Origin of the sequence: Rhodanobacter sp. LX-99, from assembly GCF_018599185.1 — a bacterium.
Lineage (GTDB): Bacteria > Pseudomonadota > Gammaproteobacteria > Xanthomonadales > Rhodanobacteraceae > Rhodanobacter.
Map to the genome: position 1 here is coordinate 471,743 of NZ_JAHFVL010000003.1, position 18,289 is coordinate 490,031.

The following is an 18,289-nucleotide window of genomic DNA, read 5'->3' on the forward strand; positions in this document are numbered from 1 at the left end:
CCCCTTGTAGGAGCCCGCTCGCGGGCGATGCTTCACGTAGAAGCGCACCCTACAAACGTCGCGACATTCCTGGTCAGGACTTGCGGTGTGATGATTTGGTGTCTGCCATGGGTTTGGCCGGACTCGAGCGCCTTGAAGCCGTTGCCGCAAAGGCCATGATCACCTCGCACACGGCCTTCTGCTGCGTCGGTGGCAGCGTGCGGTAGATGTCGAAAACCTTCTGGTCGTCATAGAGCGGCGCATCCTCCTTGACCTGCCTGGCCGCGCGAACGCCACGCGAAGCACGATCACCGAACAGCAGGAAACAGGGATCCGCCTTCAGCCAGTCTGCCAGCGCGACCAGCTTTTCGTACTCGGGTATCGCCCCGTCATTCAACCAGCGCGAAGCCGTCGTAAAGCTCACCGAAGCGCCCTTGAACCGAACGTTGAACTGCGTTGACAGCACGCCCGGGCGCGGCTCATAGCCCTGCGCGGTCATCGCGGCAGCCAGGCGTTTCGAGAATTCGGCGCGTACGTTGCTCATCCTTCGGCAACTTACCGATCACTCCCCACTACCAGTTCACGTTACGAGTTCACTATAATTAACGTTTGAAGTTAATTCAGGGAACGATCGACGTGCCCAAGTCATTGCTGGAACAGCTCCCCGAGATCGTCGCCCGCGGACGGCAGCAGGCCGAGAAGATCCTGGAGAGCCTGGAAGGACGCCACCGGGTCAGCCTGCAGACGCGCGAGTGGGTGCTGCCGTCGAAGGACACGCGCGACAGCGACTGGATCACTGCGGCGAACCGGCAGGCGCACCTGGGCGACGAAGGCACTGCCGACTGGACCAACCGCCTGATCTACGGCGACAACCTGCTGACGATGGCCGCTCTGCTGGCCGGCGACGAACACACGCCCAGCCTGCGCGGCAAGGTCGACCTGATCTACATCGATCCGCCGTTCGACTCCAAGGCCGACTACCGCACCAAGGTTTCCCTGCCAGGCGTGGAGCTGGAACAGAAGCCGACGGTGATCGAGCAGTTCGCGTATTCCGATACGTGGTCGGACGGCACGGCGTCGTATCTGGCGATGATCACGCCGCGGTTGATCCTGATGCGGGAACTATTGAGCGATAGCGGGTCGATTTACGTGCATCTGGATTGGCATGTGGGACATTACGTAAAAACTGTTCTCGACGACATCTTCGGCCGACAGAGATTGCGTAATGAGGTCATCTGGTACTACTCGACACTTGGCCGACCCACTGATCGATTTGCTCAGAAACACGATGCCATCTATTGCTACGGAAAGGCAGACGAGGCCTTTTTCGATGAAAGCAATGCAAAGATCCCTTACTCGGCAGAATACATTTCTTCCCATTTTCGTGACGTGGACGAGCAAGGAAAACAATGCCGAAAGCGATTTGATGCTGGGAAATGGCGAACCTACTACCCTGACGAGGGCATGATCCCAAACGATGTTTGGGAGATACCATACGAGAACTCGATGTCGAAGGATCGCGTCGGGTATGCAACGCAGAAGCCTACGGCACTACTCGAACGAATCCTAAAATCAAGCTCCCCAAACGACGGTCTCGTCGCCGACTTCTTCGGCGGCTCCGGCACCACCGCCGCCGTCGCCGAAAAACTCGGCCGCCGCTGGATCACCACCGACCTCGGCAAGCCCGCCTGCATGATCATGCGCAAACGGCTGATCGACCAGGGAGCGAAGCCGTTCCTGTACCAGGCGATCGGCGACTACCAGGTCGAGGCGGCGAAGAGTTCGCTGGGGCGCAGCTTCCGCGTGGGTGACCTGTCGGGGATCGTGCTGTCGCTGTACGGCGCATTGCCGCTGCAGCCGGAGGACAACCCGCTGCGCAATCTCGGCGCAGTGGTGTACGGCGGCAAGAAGACACTGGTGCTGGTGGATTCGCCGAACAAGCTCACCGGCGACGCCACCTTGCGCAAGGCGATCGCCCAGCGCGAGCACCTGCTCGGCGGCTGGGACCGGGTGGTGGTGCTGGGCTGGAATTTCGAACCGTCGATCGGGCAGAGCATCACCGCGCTGAACGACCCGCGGCTGGAAGTGCTGGTGATCCCGCCCGACCTGCTCGACCGCCTGCGCAAGAAGGGCGGCATCGAGAAGCTGCGCGGCCAGGTGCGTTTTTCCAGCCTGCAGTACCTCACGATCAAGCCGGTGCGCCGCCAGCGCAGCGGCGACGAGGAGCAGTTGCAGGTCACGCTGGACAACTACGTGCTGCTCTCGCCCGAGGCGATCAACCTGGACGAGGACAATCGCAAGAAGCTGCTCAAGGTGGCCAACACCGAACCGCTGGCGCTGATCGAGTACTGGGCCGTGGACCCGGACTACGACGGATCGGTGTTCCGCTCGGTATGGCAGGACTACCGCGGCAATACCGCCAACGACGACGACCCGCTGCGCGTGGTGACCGAAGCCCATTTCAATGTGCCGCGCAAGGCCGGCGAGCGGCGCGTCTGCGTGCGGGTGGTCGACGTGTTCGGCTTCGAAGCGGAAGTTGTACAGGTGGTGGCGGGGACCAGGCCATGACTGATGCCAACCAGCCACTGGCACTGGCCACCGCCCTCACCCGCCGCACCGAACAGCTCTGCATCGGCCTGGAACAGGGCATCGCCGACATCTACGAGCTGGTGACGCCGGAGACCGCCGAGTTGCTGCGCTGGTGGTTCGGCGACGACGCCTGCCAGTCGCGCACGTTCAATTTCCATCCCGGCCAGCGCCAGGCGATCCTCAACGTGATCGTGGCGCACGAGGTGCTGGACAGCCCGAACCTGAAGGATCTGTACCAGCAGGTGTGCGCCGATGCGCTGCTGGAAGGCACTCGCCTCGCCGATGTGACGCAAGGCAAGCACGGCCACCCGAAGTACTGCCTGAAGATGGCCACCGGCACCGGCAAGACCTGGGTGCTGCAGGCGCTGCTGGTGTGGCAGTTGTTGAACAAGACCGCGGCGCTGGACGAAGGGCGCGACGATCCGCGCTTCACCCGCCGCTTCCTGATCGTGGCGCCGGGGCTGATCGTGTATGAGCGGCTGCTCGATGCGTTCCTCGGCAAGGAGAACGAGGACAAGAGCCGCGACTTCGCCAGTTCCGACATCGCCAGCTACGCCGAGTTGTTCACCCCGCCCGCGCGGCGCGAACGGATCGCGCAGTTCGTGCGCGGCAATGTCTGCCAGAAGCAGGAGATCGGCCTGAAGGCCACCGGCAACGGCATGATCGCGATCACCAACTGGCACCTGCTCAGCGAAGCCGAGGAGGAGGCGGAGCAGGAAGAAGCCGAATGGGTCGACACGCCCGGCATGGTCGCCGACGCGGCCCGCGTGGCTTATGCCGTGCTGCCGCTGACCCCGGGGCGCGCCACCGGCAACAGCCTCGACGTGCTGGACCGGCGCTGGGCGCGCGGCAACGTGCTCTCCTATCTCGCCGACCTGCCCGACCTGATGGTGTTCAACGACGAGGCGCACCACATCCATGAGTTGAAGAAGGAAGGCGAGACCACCGAGGTCGAGTGGCAGAAGAGCCTGTCGATCATCGCCACGGGCAAGGGTCGCCGCTTCGTGCAGATGGATTTTTCCGCCACGCCGTACAACGACATCGGCAGCGGCAAGAAGAAGGCCAAGCTGTACTTCCCGCACATCGTGGTGGACTTCGACCTGAAGGACGCGATGCGGCTGGGCCTGGTGAAGTCGCTGGTGCTGGACAAGCGCAAGGAGCTGGGCGTGCTGCCGCTGGAGTTCAAGGCCGAGCGCGACGAGGATGGCAACGTGCAGCTTTCCGAAGGCCAACGCGTGATGCTGCGCGCCGGCCTGCAGAAGCTGCGCAAGCTGGAGGCGGATTTCGCCCGGCTCGACCCCGACCGCCACCCGAAGATGCTGGTGGTATGCGAGGACACGTCGGTATCTCCGCTGGTCGAAGAGTTCCTGCGCAACGAAGGACTGCACCCGGAAGATGTGATCACCGTAGACTCAGGGAAAAAGAAAGACCTTGGTGAAAAAGACTGGGCACCGCTGCGTCAACGCCTGTTCAACGTGGACAAGCACGTGCAGCCGCGGGTGATCGTCAATGTGCTGATGCTGCGCGAAGGCTTCGACGTCAACAATATCTGCGTGATCGTGCCGCTACGTGCAAGCCAGGCACCCATTCTGGTCGAGCAGTTGATAGGCCGTGGCCTGCGACTCATGTGGCGCGACCCGGAGTTTGTCGACATCAAGCGCGAAAACCGCGAGCGGATCAACCGTGGCGAAGAACCCGGCTCCATGATCGACATCCTCTCGATCGTCGAGCACCCGGCATTTCAGAGCTATTACGACGAACTGATGGCCGAAGGCCTGGTAGGCTCGACCGGTGATGACGACGAGGACAGCAGCACCGGCGACCTGATCGCCGCCGAACTGCGCGAGGATTTCGAGCAGTACGACTTCGCGATCCCGTTCATCCTGCGCGAAGCGGACGAGAACGTCGAACACCTGCCGATCGGCGTCGCCGCGTTGCCGCCGTTCAGCGCGATGAGCCGCGCGAAGCTGGCCGAACTTCTGGGCAAGGGCGACACCTTCACCTCGCAGGACCTGCAGAGCAGCACGCTGTTTGGCGATTACCGCGTCGACGGCGTGGCGATGAACGTCAGCGGCTACAACGAGCTGCTGTCGCGGCTGACCCGGCGCGTGAGCCAGGCGCTGAATCACCCGTTGCCGAAGGGCAACAAGATCTCGCCGCACCTGGATCGCCCCTACCTGCAGATGAACACCGCCGCGTTCGCCACCGCGCTGGACGACTACATCCGCGAGCGGCTGTTCAACGAAAGCTTCGAGCCATTTGAAGATGAAGGCTGGCGGCTGTTGCTGCTGCAGCCGGTGATCGACCACATCGTGAAGATCTTCGGGCTGGCGTTGGTGCGTGCCGAGGAACACACCGTCAGCGGCAACACCGAGGTGCGCCATCGCCGCCTGTCCGAGGTGACCAGGCTGATGGTGCGCGAAAGCGCCTCGCTGGAAGTGACCAAGTGCATCTATACGCGCCTGCCCTACCCGACCCGCAGCGGCGGACTGGAGCGTGCGTTCATCGAGTGGGCGCAAACCGATGCCGGCGTCGAGGCGTTCTGCAAGATCAGCGAGAACCGCCACGACTTCGCGCGCCTGCGCTACGTGAAGGACGACGGCATGCCCGCGTTCTACATCCCGGACTTCCTGGTGCGCACGGCCGACGCCATCTACCTGGTCGAGACCAAGGCGCAGGAGCAGGTCGGCCACCCGAACGTGCAGCGCAAGCTGAAGGCGGCGACCACCTGGTGCGAGCGGATCAATGCGCTGGATGCGGAGCTGCGTGGCGGACGGGCCTGGCATTACGCGCTGGTCGGCGAGTCGCTGTTTCACGACTGGCGTGACAAAGGTGCGCGGCTGGGCGAACTGCTGGCGTTCTCGCGCGCTCGCGCGGTGCCCACGGCGCAGTCGCAGGGCGGCCTGGCCCTCTGAACTTGCTGCTCCCTCCCCTGCCTGCAGGGGAGGGTTGGGGAGGGGTCAGCTTTTGATCTTCATTCTGGACAACAGAGCGAAAAGCTTTACCCCCTCCCAACCTCCCCCTGAGAACAGGGGGAGGGGCGAAGGCTTCCTGCTTCGCCTGCAGCGGAGGGGAAATCCGGAGGCGTCAACACCCCGCATGACTTCTGCGGGGTGACAGGGGGCGGCCAGTTCTGCAACCATCAGCCTCTTTTTGGCGCATCTGACGCCCTCCGCAGGAGCTTCCATGTCCCAAGCCAGCCAGATTCGCCGCGACGTCGGCCCGTTCGCCCTGATGCTTACCGGCCTGGGTTCGATCATCGGTTCGGGCTGGCTGTTCGGCGCGTGGCGCGCGGCGCAGATCGCCGGCCCGGGGGCCATCTGGGCCTGGGTGATCGGTGCGGCGATCATCATGACGGTGGCGCTGACCTACGCCGAACTGGGGGCGATGTTTCCCGAATCCGGCGGCATGGTGCGTTACGGCCACTACTCGCACGGCTCGCTGGTCGGTTTCATCGCGGCGTGGGCGAACTGGATCGCGATCGTCTCGGTGATCTCGGTGGAAGCCGAGGCTTCGGCGCAATACATGTCGTCGTGGAAGTGGCAGTGGGCGAAGGACCTTTATCACCAGATGCCCGGGGGGCACGGCGAGCTGAGCACCAACGGCCTGCTGATCGCCGCGGCGCTGGTGGTGATGTATTTCCTGTTCAACTTCTGGAGCGTCAAGCTGTTCGCGCGCTCGAACACCGCGATCACCCTGTTCAAGCTGATCATCCCCGCGCTCACCGCGGTGCTGCTGATCGCCAGCGGTTTCCATGCCGAGAATTTCAGCGTCGGCATCCACGGCGAGCTGCACAAGACCGACTTCCCCTCGATCCTCACGGCCGTCGCGATCGCCGGCATCGTGTTCAGCTTCAACGGATTCCAGAGCCCGGTGAACCTGGCCGGCGAAGCGCGCAACCCGGGCAAGAGCATACCGTTCGCGATCGTCTGCTCGATCTTGCTGGCCACGGTGGTCTACGTGTTGCTGCAGGTGGCGTTCATTGGCGCGGTACCGCGGGAAATGCTGGCCAACGTCGGCTGGCACGGGATCGATTTCAGCTCGCCGTTCGCCGACCTGGCGATCATCCTGGGCCTGCAGTGGCTGGCCACGCTGCTGTTCATCGATGCGGTGATCAGCCCCAGCGGCACCGGCATGACCTACACCGCCACCACCGCGCGGATGCTCTACGGCATGGAGCGCAACGGCACGCTGCCGAAGATCCTCGGCCGCGTGCACCCGAAGTGGGGCATTCCGCGCCCGGCGATGTGGGTGAATCTGGCGGTGTCGTTCATGTTCCTGTTCTTCTTCCGCGGCTGGGGTTCGCTGGCGGCGGTGATCTCGGTCGCCACGATCATTTCCTACCTCACCGGCCCGGTCAGCGTGATGACGCTGCGTCGCACCGCACCGGGGCTGCACCGTCCGCTGCGGCTGGGCGGCCTGTCGGTGCTGGCCGGGATCGCCTTCATCATGTCCACCGAATTGCTGTACTGGGCCAAGTGGCCGCTGACCGGCGAAATCATCCTGCTGATGGTGGTCGCGTTGCCGGTGTATTTTTACTACCAGGCCAAGTCCGGCTGGCACGATTTCGGGCGGCAGATGAAGGGTGCCTGGTGGCTGGTGTTCTACCTGCCCACGCTGGCCCTGGTCTCCTGGGCCGGCAGCACTATCTTCGGTGGCAAGGGTTACCTGTCCTACGGCATGGATCTGGCCGTGGTCGCCGTGATCGGCCTGGTGTTCTACCTGTGGGGCGTGAAGTCCGGCTGGCGCACGCCGTCGGTGGAAGCGGCGGAACTGGAGGCGAGGGTCGACCCGAATGCGCCGCTGGTACCGCCGGATGAAGAGACCGCGGAGCGCATCACCGGGCACTGAACCCGACCACCCGTTTGACCCGAACGCGCGGCGACGAGCCGCGCGTTCTTGTTTTCAGCGAACGGCCGCCCGCTCGCGGCCGCCCAGCGACAGCAGCACCAGCACGATCGCCAGCACCCCGTAGGCCCCGGCGAACTGCCACACGATGCTGCGCGAGGCCGCATCGAGCAGCCACGGCAAATAGATGCCACCGGAAAGTTCCACCGAGTGGATCACCCCGAACAGGCTCAGCGCCCCGCCGAGCAGCAGGATCAGTGCGGCGCGCAGCGGGCGCCGGTCGATCAGCGCCACCACGAAGCTGGCCCAGACCATCGAGGTGATGATGAAGCCGTTGCCCAGCACGGTGATCACCGCCAGCTCGGAGATGCCGTGCGTGCCGTCGTTGAACAGCTGGGCGAAGTGTTCGGGCGAGACGTAGGCCGGGTCGCTCAGCTTGATCGTGAGCATCCGCGCGATCGCCGGAAAGAAGCTGAACACCACCGCGGCCGCGTAGCGCATCGGCGTCGCCTCGAATGCCTGCACGGTGATGCCGATCGCCACGAACACCAGGATCGGCGCCAGCACCGGCAGCGGCACCAGCTCGACCAGGTTCGACAGATAACCGAACACGCCGCCCAGCCCGATCACGATGCCGGTGAGCAGGGTATAGCCGCTGCGCGCGCCCATCGCCTTGTACGACGGCTGGCCGATGTACGGCGTGGTCTGCGCCACACCGCCGCAGAAGCCGGCCGCCAGCGTCGCCAGCGCCTCGACCAGCAGGATGTCGCGGGTGGAATAGTCATCGCCGGCGGCACGCGCGCTCTCGGTGACGTTGATGCCGCCCACCACCATCAGCAGGCCGAACGGCAGGATCAGCGGCAGGTACGGCACGATGTACGCAAGCCCGTCCACCCACTGCAGGGTCGGCCACGGCAGCGCGAAACGCCATTGCCACGCCGCCGGCGCGTGGTAGCCCGCACCCAGCCAGCCCAGCGGGCCGAGCCCGTAGTACAGCAGCGCGCCAAGCACGAACGCCACCAGCACGCCGGGCAGTCCGAACGGCATCCGCGCGTGCGCCACCAGCGCGTACAGCACCACGCCGAGACCGGCAAAACCCACCACCGGCAGCTTGAGGATCTCCACCAGCGGCAGGAAGCCCATCAGCACCAGCGCGATGCCGGCGATCGAACCGAGCAGGCCGGCGCGCGGCACGTGCCGCTGCACCATCGCGCCGAAGAACGACAGCACGAACTTCAGCACGCCCATCACCACCAGCGAGGCCATGCCCAGCTGCCAGGTGGCGATCGCCGCGGCGTGTTCGTCCATGCCGCCCTGCCTGAAGCCGAGGAAGGCCGGGCCGAGCACCAGCAGCGCCATGCCGATGCTGGTCGGCGCATCCAGCCCCAGCGGCATCGCGGTGACGGTGTCGCTGCCGCGGCGCCGCGCCAGCCGGCGCGCCATCGCGGTATACGCGAAGTTGCCCAGCAGCACGCCCAGCGCGGTGCCCGGGAACATGCGCAGGAACACGATGTCCGCGGGAAAGCCGAACAGGCCGATCAGCGCCGCGGCGAGGAAGCCCATGATGGACAGGTTGTCCACCACCAGGCCGAGGAAGCCATTGAGGTCGCCGGGGGCGAACCAGCGGTTGCCTGAAGTGTTCACGCGGGAAACCTGCCTGGGGTCTGCACGGATGGGTGGCGGCTCAGAATGACACGTCCGCCGGCTGGGTCACGCGCAGCACCGACTGATCGCCGGTGCGCCGCTTCCATGCCGTGCGGATCGCCTCGACCTTGGCGCGGTTCGCTGCCGTGTCCGCATGGTCGATCACCAGCAGCTTCGAGCGCAGCCGCTCGGGACTCGCCGACTGCGCGCCCTGCCACTGGCCGTAGGCGTCGAGCACGCTGAGGCCGTCGGGGAAGCGCGGCGTCACCTCGCGGTCGAGGAACTCCCGCCAGGCCTTCTCGCTGATGCCCTGCTGCGGCTGGTCGGCCGGGCCCAGGCCGAAGTACAGCCGGGTGTCGACCCAGCCCTGCGCCTGTGCCGGATGCGTCGCGCCGCCGTGCCGCACCGCGCCCGGCGCCGTGCAACCGGCAAGCAGGGCGAGCAGGCATGCCAGCGTGGCCAGCGGGCGGGCATTCATCGAGCCATCTTCTTTTGCATTTGGACTTCCGGACGTACGGCAGGCGAGAGTATCGGCAGCAACCGCGCCGTGGCGCAACCGGGAACGGCGGCTCCACCCGGCCACGCACATTGTCGAAATCGCACCACCCGGTTCGTCGTCCCTGCAAGCTCCCACTCCTCTCGCCCAAAAAGGAAACCGCCCATGTCGCCCAAGACCCGCACTCTCGGCCATGCACTCGGCCTGCTCGCCTGGTTGTCGCTGAGCACGGCCAGTGCCGCCGAAGTGAAATACCGGCTGGACCCGGACCACACCTACCCCAGCTTCGAGGCCGACCATCTCGGCGGGCTGTCGGTATGGCGCGGCAAGTTCAACCACAGCAGCGGCACGGTGACGCTGGACAAGGCTGGCGGCAGCGGCACGGTGAATGTCGTCGTGGACATGAAGAGCGCGGACTTCGGCCAGGACCAGCTCAATGAAAAGGCGCAGGGCGAGGAGCTGTTCGACACGGCGAAATATCCGCGGGCCATATACAAGGGTCAGCTCGCCGGCTTTGTCGACGGCAAGCCGACCCGCGCGATCGGCACGCTTACCCTGCATGGCGTGACCCGCCCGCTGGAGCTGAAGATCGACAGCTTCAAGTGCATGCCGCATCCGATGCTGAAACGCGAAGTGTGCGGCGCCGACGCGCTGGCCACGTTCCAGCGCGACGCGTTCGGCATGGACGCCGGCAAACCCTACGGCTTCAGCATGGCGGTGACGCTGCGCATCCAGGTCGAGGCGATCGCCGAGGCGGAGACCGCACAACGCTGATCCGCCAATACACTTTATATTATGTTTTTATGGCTAATCATGGCTAATAAACACTTTATATTGGTTTTTCAGGCCGGCAAGAGGTAGACTGTACCCATTTCATTGGGTAGCAGGAATCTGCGTGAACCCTCTCACCGTGCAGCTTCACCTGGACGGCCAATGGCACGACGCCATGGAGCTGGTGTTCCTGCGCCCGGCCGACGGCCACGCCAGCCCCTGCACGCTGGGCTACCTGGATGCCTACGTCGTGGCGCACATGGAGCGGCTCGGCGCGACCACCGCGGCAGCCGCCAGCGCGACGCTGCCGCTGGACTGGACCATCCGCACCGAGCCGCAGTGGCCGGCGTTCCTGTTCGACATCGAGCCGAGCGGCGCGGCGCGGCGTTTCCTGCTGCAGCGCCTGGCCCTGCCGGTGCGGGCCGACGACGCCGCCACCGATCTGCAGCTGCTGGCGCAATGCACGCCGGCACCGGTCGGGCACCTGCGCATCAAGTCCGCGTTCGAGGCGCTGGCCGGACCGTCGGTCGGCTTCCCGATGGCCGAAGTGGTGGCCCGCGACGCGCGCTTCCTGGAGTACGCCTACGAACAGGGCGCAGCGATCGGCGGCGCCACCGGCGCCGGCGGCGAGGCGCCCAAGCTGCTGCTCAGCGAGGACGCCGACGGCCTGCTGCACCCGGACGCGACGCTGGACGATGCCCGGGCACGCCGGCACTGGTTCGTGAAGTTCCCGCGCGGCAGCGGCGGGCCGATCGACCAGGCGATCCTGCGCGCGGAATACTGCTATTACCGCGCCCTGGCGAAGCTGGGTATCACCGCGGTCGGCGGCGACGCGATGCGGCTGCAGGAAGCGGCTCGCCCCAGCCTGTGGCTGCCGCGCTTCGATCGTGCCATCACCGCCGGCGCCGTGCGGCGCACCGCGGTGGAATCGGTCTACGCGCTGGCCGGCGTGACCCGCCCCGGCAGCTACATGACCCATCCGCAGGCAGTCGCCGCGCTGGCTGCGGCCTGGACCGCCGCCGGCCAGGCCGGCGACGTGCCGGCGCTGCTGCGCGAGTATCTGCGCCGCGACCTGCTCAACCTGGTGCTGGGCAACAGCGACAACCACGGCCGCAACACCGCGGTGCTGCGCCACGCCGATCGGCTGGAGCTGGCTCCAGTCTACGACCTGGCGCCGATGGTGATGGACGAGGAAGGCATCTCGCGCACCACCAAGTGGCCTGCACCGGCGGAAGTCGCCGGCGACGTGGACTGGCGCGCCGCCTGCGCGACGCTGCGGCCGTGGGGCGACCCGCAGCGCCTGTACGACGGGCTGCGCGAAGATGCCGAAACGCTGCGCGCGCTGCCCGACCTACTGCGCGACCTCGGCCTGCCGCAGGCGGTGTTCGAGCACCCGCGCATCGCGCTGGGCGGACTGGACGCGCGCCTGCGCCGCTGGGAGCTGCTCGTATGAGCGCCTCCCTCGCCGATCGCCAGGCGCTGCTGGCCCAATTGCAGGCGGAACTGCTGGACGGCCGTACCGGCATCGGCGCGGCCGTGCGCCGGCTGCGCACCGAACTGACCGGCCTGCGTCAGGAGCAGTTCGCCCGCATGTGCCGGATCTCGCTCAACACCTTGCAGCAGCTCGAGCACGACCAGGGCAATCCAACCGTGCGTACGCTCAACGCGGTGTTCGCGCCGTTCGGCATGCGCGTGGGCATCGTGTCGCGCACGCCGCCGGCCGGCACCGACACGAAATCCTGAAGCTCAGGCCAGCGCCAGCACGTCGCCCAGCAGCGCCTGCGCGGTCACCTCCGGCCCCGCGCCCGGCCCCTGGATCACCAGCGGCTGGGCGTGGTAACGGGTGGTGGTGAGCGCGAACTGGTTGTCGGTGCCGTACAGCCGTGCGGCGGGATGGGTGAGCGGCACTTCGACCAGGCCGACGCGGGCGTGGCCACGCTGGTTGAGCCGCGCCAGGAAACGCAGCACGCAGCCACGCGAGCTGGCCTGCGCGTGGCGTGCGGCCAGCGGCGCGTCGAGTTCCTCCAGCCGCGCCAGGAACGCTTCGGTGCTCAGCCCGCGCAGCGCCTCGGGCACCAGGCCGTCCACCTGCACCTCGTCGGTGCCCAGCGCGAAGCCGGCGTTGCGGGCGATGATCAGCAGCTTGCGCGCCACGTCTTCGCCGGACAGGTCCGAGCGCGGGTCGGGTTCGGTGTAGCCGAACTGGCGCGCCTCGCGCAGCAGCTCGGAGAACGGCCGGCTGCCGTCGTACTGGTTGAACAGCCACGATAGCGAACCGGAGAACACGCCTTCGAGCGTGAGCAGGCCGTCGCCGCAGGTGCGCAGCCGACGCAAGGTGGACAGCACCGGCAGGCCGGCGCCCACCGTGGCCGAATCGCCGTAGCGTCCGCCGCCGGCCAGCGCGGCCTGCAACGCACGCCAGCCGGACAGTTCGCCGCCGGCCAGCGCCTTGTTCGCGGTGACCACATGGTAGCCGCGCGCCAGCCACTCGGCGTGGCGCGATGCCAGCGCCGTGCTGGCGGTAGCGTCGATGATCACCTTCACCGCCGCGGCGCTGTCGTCCAGCGCCGCGAGCAGGCTGGCGTTGTCGCGCGGGGCGCCGTGCTGGTTCAGCTGCTCGCGCAGGTTGCGCTGGGCCAGGCTGACCGGATCGGTCTGCTGGCGGCGCGAGTTCGCCGCGCCGACCAGCCGCAGCGAACCCGCGGCGGAGGTGTTGAGCAGCTTCAGCAGCGCGCCGCCGACCACGCCGGTGCCGAGCAGCACGATCGCGATGGCGGAAGATGCTTCGCTCCTTGCGGCCGCCGCGCGCTCGGCCAGCACCGCGCTCATGCGAGCACCCGGCGTTTGGACGTCTGTACGGCTGCGGCGCGGACCAGCGCCGCGTCGAGGTCGCGCAGCAGGTCGTCGCCATCCTCGATGCCTACCGACAGCCGCAGCAGGCTGTCGGCGATGCCGGCAGTGCGGCGCGCCTCCGGCGCCATCGACGCGTGGGTCATGCTGGCCGGGTGCGCGATCAGGCTTTCCACGCCGCCCAGCGATTCGGCCAGAGAGAAGTACTGCAGGCCGTCGACGAACGCCTCGATCTGCGCCACGTCGCCGTCCAGTTCGAAGCTCAGCATCGCGCCGAAACCCTGTTGCTGGCGTGCCGCCAGCGCATGGCCGGGATGGCTGGCCAGGCCGGGGTAATACACCTTGCGCACGGCCGCGTGCGCGTCCAGCCGTTCGGCGATGCGCGCGGCGTTCTCCTGGTGCTGGCGCAAGCGCACGCCGAGCGTGCGCAGGCCGCGCAGGGTGAGGTAGCTGTCGAACGGCGCGCCGGTGAGGCCGTTGCAGTTGGCCCACCACTTCAGCTGTTCGAATACCGCGGCGTCGCGCGCCACCGCCGCGCCGCCCACCACGTCGCTGTGGCCGTTGATGTACTTGGTGGTGGAGTGCACCACCACGTCGGCGCCGAGCAGCAACGGCTGCTGCAGCGCCGGCGACAGGAAGGTGTTGTCGACCACCAGCAAGGCGCCCGCCGCGTGCGCGGCCTGCGCCACGTGGCGGATGTCGGTGATGCGCAGCAGCGGGTTCGACGGCGTCTCCACCCACACCAGCGCCGGCTTGCGCGCCAGGCCGGCGGCCAGCGCCACGCTGTCGGTGAGGTCGGCGAACTCGACCTGGAAACGGCCCTTTTTCGCCCACGCGTCGAGCAGCCGCCAGGTGCCGCCGTAGCAGTCGTGCGCCGCCAGCACGGTGGCGCCGGCCGGCACCAGTTCCAGCGCCAGCGCCACCGCCGACATGCCGCTGGAGGTCACCACCGCGCCGACGCCCTGCTCCAGTTCCGCCAGCGCATCGCCGAGCAGGTCGCGGGTCGGGTTGCCGCTGCGCGAGTAGTCGTACGCGCGCTTGCGGCCGAAACCCGCGAAGCTGTAGTTGGTCGACAGGTGCAGCGCGGGCACCACGGCGCCGTGCTGGGTGTCGCTCTCGATCCCGGCGCGCACGGCGCGGGTACAGGGGGCGGGTTCGGTCATCAGGAGATCTCCGGTTCTTGTCGTGCGGGGGCGGGGAATCAGGCCAGCGCTTCGCGCAACAGCGGCGCGAGCTGCTCGGGTTCTTTCAGGAAGGCGTCGTGGCCATAGGGCGACTCGACCACTTCCAGCGTGGCCGGACCATGCAGGCGGCGCTGCAGCTCGCACAGGTCGGCCAACGGCACCAGCCGGTCGGAGGGGAAGCCGATCAGCGTGGCCGGGGTGGGAATCCGCTCGGGCTTGATGTCGTGCAGGTCGATCGATTCGGACAGCGCAAGGAAGCGGTCCGCGTCGAAGCGCTCGACGAAGCGGCGGCCCTGGTGCGCCAGGTAGTCCTCGACCGGGAAATGGAAGCGCTCCTCGCGCCATTCCGGGCCGCCGGCGAAACGCCGGCCGAACTCGGCGCTGCCGCGGTAGGTGGTGATCGCCAGCTGGCGCGCCAATGCCAGCGCCTCGTCGGCCTGGCCGCTGGCCTGGCCCAGCCGCACGATGCCGCGCTGCACGCTGCGCTGCGCGGTGCTGAGCGGGTGCGGCCGGTGCGCGCCGGCCAGCAGCAGCAGGCGCTCGACACTGCGCGGATGCCGCGCGGCGAACGCCAGCGCCACCATGGCGCCATAGGACGAACCGATGAAAGCGCGTGCCTGCGCAATGCCCAGCTCGCCCAGCAGCGCGGCCAGCGCATCGGCCTGGTCCTCGCTGGAGACCGAACCGGCGCCGAGCCGGTCCGGGGTGAGCCAGTCGATCGCCAGCACGCGCCAGCGCTCGAGGTCGACCGCCGCGCCGCTGCCGACCAGCGCCTGCCACCAGCCCGGCGCGGCATCGCCGTCCAGCGCGGTGACGTCGCGGTCGGCCGAGATGCCGCCCTGCACGATCACGGTAGGCGCACCCGCCGCGCCGCACCACAGGTAGCTCACCTCGACCTCGCGCGGGCCGCTGCCGTATTTCGGGCTGAGCCGCAGCCGGCGCGTGCTGCGCTGGGCGGTCAGCCGCACGCTCGGCTCGGGAAGAACGGCGAAGGCGGCCTGGCTGGCTTCGGTGCAGCGGGTTTCGGGCAGGAACGTCATGGAACTCTCTCCGGTCGGCATCGCCCTGCGAAGCACCGGAAAGGTCGCCAACCGCGGATTCGGCGGCAGACCGCCGCGAGCCGGATGACGCCCATCTTCCGGTGGATGCCGAAGCACCTCCGCAGGAGTTGGCACCGTGGCGGAAACGCTCCGCAGGTTGCCCCGGCTTCAAAGGGCCTGTCCCTCAGCCGGTCTCGATGAGTGGAGCGGATAGTGAATGCTCCACGGCATCCTGTCAATAGACGTCTAAACGTCTAGGCGTATATATGTTTATTCGATCAAGTCATTTGTCATCATGGCGTAGCGGAAACATGCTCACTGCACCGCAACATCACCGGAGATCCGCATGAGCCTGCAACTGGGCGACACCGCCCCCGATTTCACCCTCGACTCCACCGAGGGCCCGATCCGCTTCCACGACTACGCCGGCGGGCAGTGGGTGGTGTTCTTCTCGCACCCGAAGGACTTCACCCCGGTATGCACCACCGAGCTCGGCGCGTTCGCCAGCCGCAAAGCCGAGTTCGACGCGCGCAACGCGCGGCTGCTCGGCCTGTCGGTGGATTCGGTGGCCGACCACCAGGGCTGGGCGAAGGACGTCGCGGACGTCGGCGGCACCGCGCTGAACTACCCGCTGCTGGCCGACCCGGCGCTGGACGTGGCGAAGCTGTACGGCATGTTCCACCCCAAGGCCGATCCCAAGGTCACCGTGCGCTCGGTCTTCATCATCGATCCGAACCGCAAGGTGCGGCTGATCCTCACCTATCCGCCCAGCGCCGGGCGCAACGTCGACGAGGTGCTGCGCGTGCTCGACTCGCTGCAGCTCACCGACGGCCGCAAGCTGACCACCCCGGTGGACTGGCAGCCCGGTGACGACGTGATCATCGCGCCCTCGGTCTCCGACGACGACGCGAAGAAGCTCTACCCCGGCGGCTGGAGGACGCTGAAGTCGTACCTGCGGCTGGTGCCGGCGCCGCTGGCTTGAGCACCTTGCTCCCTCCCCCTGCAGGCAGAGTGAGGAGCAAAATCGCTGCTTCCCTCAAGCCATCGCCCACGATGCACATCCAGCCCGACCTCTCCGCCGCCATCGGCCATACGCCGCTGCTGCGCCTGCGCCACGCCTCCGCGCTGACCGGCTGCGAGATCCTGGGCAAGGCCGAGTTCCTCAACCCCGGCGGCTCGATCAAGGACCGCACCGCGCTGGGCCTGCTGCTGGATGCCGAACGGCGCGGCCTGATCCGCCCCGGCGGCAGCATCGTCGAGGGCACCGCCGGCAATACCGGGATCGGGCTGGCCCTGCTCGGCGCCAGCCGCGGCTATCGCACCACGATCTTCATGCCCGAGACGCAGAGCCGCGAGAAGATCGACGCGCTGCGCATCGCCGGCGCCGAGGTGCGGCTGGTGCCCGCGGTGCCGTACAAGGACCCGAACCACTACGCGCACCAGGCCCGCGCCCATGCCGAGGCGGCGAATGCGGCCGACGCGGGCAGCGCGTGGTTCGCCAACCAGTTCGACAACACCGCCAACCGCGACTGGCACGAGGCCACCACCGGGGTGGAGATCTGGCAGGACGCCGGCGGCCACGTCGACGGCTTCGTCTGTGCCGCCGGCACCGGCGGCACCCTGGCCGGCGTGGGCCGCGCGCTGAAGGCGCGCCACCCCGGCGTGCGCATCGCGCTGGCCGACCCGGACGGCTCGGCACTGGCCAGCTACGTCAACACCGGCGAGCTGGTCGCCAGCGGCAATTCGATCAGCGAGGGCATCGGCTCCAGCCGGGTCACGGCGAATTTCGACGGCGCGCCGATCGACCTGGCCTGGTCGATTCCCGACGACGAGTCGGTGCCGCTGCTGCATCGCCTGCTGGCCGAGGAAGGCTGGTGCACCGGCGGCTCCAGCGGCGTCAACCTGGCCGGCGCGATCCGGCTGGCGCGCGAACTCGGCCCCGGCCACACCATCGTCACCGTGCTCGCCGACGCCGGCACGCGCTACCAGGCGAAGCTGTTCAACCCGGCCTTCCTGCGCGGAAAAGGCATCCCCGTGCCGGACTGGCTGGCGCGGGCGTTTCCGGGCTGAGCATCCCGCGCAGCCATCGCCGCTTCATGCGCGTCCTGCTAACGTAATCGGATGACTCCCCTCCCCGATACGTCCGCCCTGCACGCCCGGCTGCAGCGCGACGGCTTTGCCTTCGTCACCGCCGACATCATGCGCGACCTGCTGCAGGCGCAGGCCCTGGCCGACTGGCCCGCGTTCGCCGCCAGCTGGAACGACCTGGCGCCGGACACCTATCTCGCCGCCAGCGGCCGCCATCGCCGACGCCGGCATGCCACGTTCTCCGCCGATGCCGACGGCGGCATCCGCCGCGAAACACATCAGCCGCACTACCAGAGCCTCAAGTACAACCCGCTGCAGGGCGACATCCAGCGCTGGTTCGAACCGGTGCTGCCGGCGATCGCCGACGGCGCCAGCCTGCGCCGCATCCTCGGCTTCTGCCACGACTGCTTCGGCGCGCTCGCGCCGGCCACCCGCCACTGGCACGTCGAGGTGCACCAGTTCCGCATCGAGGCGCGCGCGGACGAAGCCGGCGAGCCCACCCCCGAAGGCGTGCACCGCGACGGCGTCGACTACGTGCTGGTGCTGCTGATCGACCGCGAGAACATCGAGCGCGGCACCACCACCATCCACGCCGCCGACCGCGGCGTGCTGGGCAGCTTCACGCTGACCCGCGCGCTGGATGCGGCGCTGGTCGACGACGCCCGCGTGTTCCACGGCGTCACCGCGGTCACGCCGCTCGACCCGTCGAAACCGGCGCACCGCGACGTGCTGGTGGTGACGTTCAAGGCGGCGCCTTAGCCGCCGGCCCATTGGGCGGCCCCGCAACATTCGCACCGCCC

Annotated in this window: 15 protein-coding genes and 1 riboswitch; of the genes, 9 read left to right on the top strand and 6 right to left on the bottom strand. The window is 67.7% G+C overall.

The window, feature by feature from the left end:
• Positions 1–73: 73 nt before the first annotated feature.
• Complete coding sequence (locus KK131_RS16230) at positions 74–523, bottom strand: hypothetical protein (RefSeq protein WP_214557749.1); 450 nt, start codon at positions 521–523, stop codon at positions 74–76.
• Between the two features lie 92 nt (positions 524–615).
• On the opposite strand from KK131_RS16230, the gene KK131_RS16235 reads away from it, so the two are divergent.
• The 3 genes from KK131_RS16235 to KK131_RS16245 all read left to right on the top strand — a co-directional run bounded on the left by KK131_RS16235 (position 616) and on the right by KK131_RS16245 (position 7,419).
• Complete coding sequence (locus KK131_RS16235; protein WP_345777269.1) at positions 616–2,547, top strand: DNA methyltransferase; 1,932 nt, start codon at positions 616–618, stop codon at positions 2,545–2,547.
• Positions 2,544–5,483, top strand: coding sequence for a DEAD/DEAH box helicase family protein (locus tag KK131_RS16240; RefSeq protein ID WP_214557750.1), 2,940 nt, complete (start codon positions 2,544–2,546; stop codon positions 5,481–5,483). Before KK131_RS16235 ends, KK131_RS16240 begins: the two co-directional genes overlap by 4 nt.
• Before the next feature lie 271 nt (positions 5,484–5,754).
• Positions 5,755–7,419 (top strand): APC family permease, encoded by a 1,665-nt coding sequence (locus KK131_RS16245; RefSeq protein ID WP_214557751.1) that lies wholly within the window; start codon positions 5,755–5,757, stop codon positions 7,417–7,419.
• A gap of 54 nt (positions 7,420–7,473) precedes the next feature.
• Here the strand turns inward: KK131_RS16245 and KK131_RS16250 are convergent, their stop codons facing one another.
• Positions 7,474–9,060 (bottom strand): hypothetical protein, encoded by a 1,587-nt coding sequence (locus KK131_RS16250; protein ID WP_214557752.1) that lies wholly within the window; start codon positions 9,058–9,060, stop codon positions 7,474–7,476.
• Between the two features lie 40 nt (positions 9,061–9,100).
• Positions 9,101–9,538, bottom strand: coding sequence for a DUF3574 domain-containing protein (locus KK131_RS16255; protein WP_214557753.1), 438 nt, complete (start codon positions 9,536–9,538; stop codon positions 9,101–9,103).
• Positions 9,539–9,721: 183 nt separating this feature from the next.
• On the opposite strand from KK131_RS16255, the gene KK131_RS16260 reads away from it, so the two are divergent.
• From KK131_RS16260 to KK131_RS16270, 3 genes are all read left to right on the top strand, one after another.
• Positions 9,722–10,330, top strand: coding sequence for a YceI family protein (locus KK131_RS16260; protein WP_214557754.1), 609 nt, complete (start codon positions 9,722–9,724; stop codon positions 10,328–10,330).
• 121 nt (positions 10,331–10,451) lie between these two features.
• A complete protein-coding gene (locus KK131_RS16265; protein ID WP_214557755.1) occupies positions 10,452–11,780 on the top strand; it encodes a HipA domain-containing protein in 1,329 nt (442 codons plus the stop codon).
• The gene (locus KK131_RS16270) at positions 11,777–12,070 is read left to right on the top strand and encodes a helix-turn-helix transcriptional regulator (protein ID WP_214557756.1); all 294 of its coding nucleotides are present in this window, start codon (positions 11,777–11,779) and stop codon (positions 12,068–12,070) included. Before KK131_RS16265 ends, KK131_RS16270 begins: the two co-directional genes overlap by 4 nt.
• A gap of 3 nt (positions 12,071–12,073) precedes the next feature.
• On the opposite strand, the gene KK131_RS16275 is transcribed toward KK131_RS16270, so the two are convergent.
• From KK131_RS16275 to KK131_RS16285, 3 genes are read right to left on the bottom strand one after another with little or no spacing between them, the layout of a single operon-like run.
• Positions 12,074–13,156 carry a homoserine dehydrogenase gene (locus KK131_RS16275; protein ID WP_214557757.1) on the bottom strand — a complete coding sequence of 361 codons (1,083 nt, stop codon included), beginning with the start codon at positions 13,154–13,156 and terminating at the stop codon, positions 12,074–12,076.
• Positions 13,153–14,340: a cystathionine gamma-synthase gene (metB, locus tag KK131_RS16280; protein WP_214557758.1), complete on the bottom strand. Its 1,188-nt coding sequence runs from the start codon at positions 14,338–14,340 to the stop codon at positions 13,153–13,155. Before metB ends, KK131_RS16275 begins: the two co-directional genes overlap by 4 nt.
• Before the next feature lie 38 nt (positions 14,341–14,378).
• A complete protein-coding gene (locus tag KK131_RS16285) occupies positions 14,379–15,401 on the bottom strand; it encodes a homoserine O-succinyltransferase (RefSeq protein WP_214557759.1) in 1,023 nt (340 codons plus the stop codon).
• An 88-nt stretch (positions 15,402–15,489) separates the two neighbouring features.
• A riboswitch (SAM riboswitch) is annotated at positions 15,490–15,605 on the bottom strand.
• 142 nt (positions 15,606–15,747) lie between these two features.
• Here KK131_RS16285 and KK131_RS16290 point away from each other — a divergent pair.
• The 3 genes from KK131_RS16290 to KK131_RS16300 all read left to right on the top strand — a co-directional run bounded on the left by KK131_RS16290 (position 15,748) and on the right by KK131_RS16300 (position 18,248).
• On the top strand, positions 15,748–16,383 hold the full coding sequence (locus KK131_RS16290) for a peroxiredoxin (protein WP_214557760.1): 636 nt from the start codon (positions 15,748–15,750) through the stop codon (positions 16,381–16,383).
• A gap of 71 nt (positions 16,384–16,454) precedes the next feature.
• Positions 16,455–17,471, top strand: coding sequence for a cysteine synthase A (locus KK131_RS16295; RefSeq protein ID WP_214557761.1), 1,017 nt, complete (start codon positions 16,455–16,457; stop codon positions 17,469–17,471).
• 51 nt (positions 17,472–17,522) lie between these two features.
• Positions 17,523–18,248: a 2OG-Fe dioxygenase family protein gene (locus KK131_RS16300; protein WP_214557762.1), complete on the top strand. Its 726-nt coding sequence runs from the start codon at positions 17,523–17,525 to the stop codon at positions 18,246–18,248.
• The last annotated feature ends 41 nt before the right edge of the window (positions 18,249–18,289 follow it).

What these genes read in the sequence shown, in the direction of transcription:
- KK131_RS16230 (WP_214557749.1), bottom strand. Translation starts at nt 523, where the DNA reads ATGAGCAACGTACGCGCCGAATTCTCGAAACGCCTGGCTGCCGCGATG.
- KK131_RS16240 (WP_214557750.1), top strand. Translation starts at nt 2,544, where the DNA reads ATGACTGATGCCAACCAGCCACTGGCACTGGCCACCGCCCTCACCCGC.
- KK131_RS16245 (WP_214557751.1), top strand. Translation starts at nt 5,755, where the DNA reads ATGTCCCAAGCCAGCCAGATTCGCCGCGACGTCGGCCCGTTCGCCCTG.
- KK131_RS16255 (WP_214557753.1), bottom strand. Translation starts at nt 9,538, where the DNA reads ATGAATGCCCGCCCGCTGGCCACGCTGGCATGCCTGCTCGCCCTGCTT.
- KK131_RS16260 (WP_214557754.1), top strand. Translation starts at nt 9,722, where the DNA reads ATGTCGCCCAAGACCCGCACTCTCGGCCATGCACTCGGCCTGCTCGCC.
- KK131_RS16270 (WP_214557756.1), top strand. Translation starts at nt 11,777, where the DNA reads ATGAGCGCCTCCCTCGCCGATCGCCAGGCGCTGCTGGCCCAATTGCAG.
- KK131_RS16275 (WP_214557757.1), bottom strand. Translation starts at nt 13,156, where the DNA reads ATGAGCGCGGTGCTGGCCGAGCGCGCGGCGGCCGCAAGGAGCGAAGCA.
- metB (WP_214557758.1), bottom strand. Translation starts at nt 14,340, where the DNA reads ATGACCGAACCCGCCCCCTGTACCCGCGCCGTGCGCGCCGGGATCGAG.
- KK131_RS16285 (WP_214557759.1), bottom strand. Translation starts at nt 15,401, where the DNA reads ATGACGTTCCTGCCCGAAACCCGCTGCACCGAAGCCAGCCAGGCCGCC.
- KK131_RS16290 (WP_214557760.1), top strand. Translation starts at nt 15,748, where the DNA reads ATGAGCCTGCAACTGGGCGACACCGCCCCCGATTTCACCCTCGACTCC.
- KK131_RS16295 (WP_214557761.1), top strand. Translation starts at nt 16,455, where the DNA reads ATGCACATCCAGCCCGACCTCTCCGCCGCCATCGGCCATACGCCGCTG.
- KK131_RS16300 (WP_214557762.1), top strand. Translation starts at nt 17,523, where the DNA reads ATGACTCCCCTCCCCGATACGTCCGCCCTGCACGCCCGGCTGCAGCGC.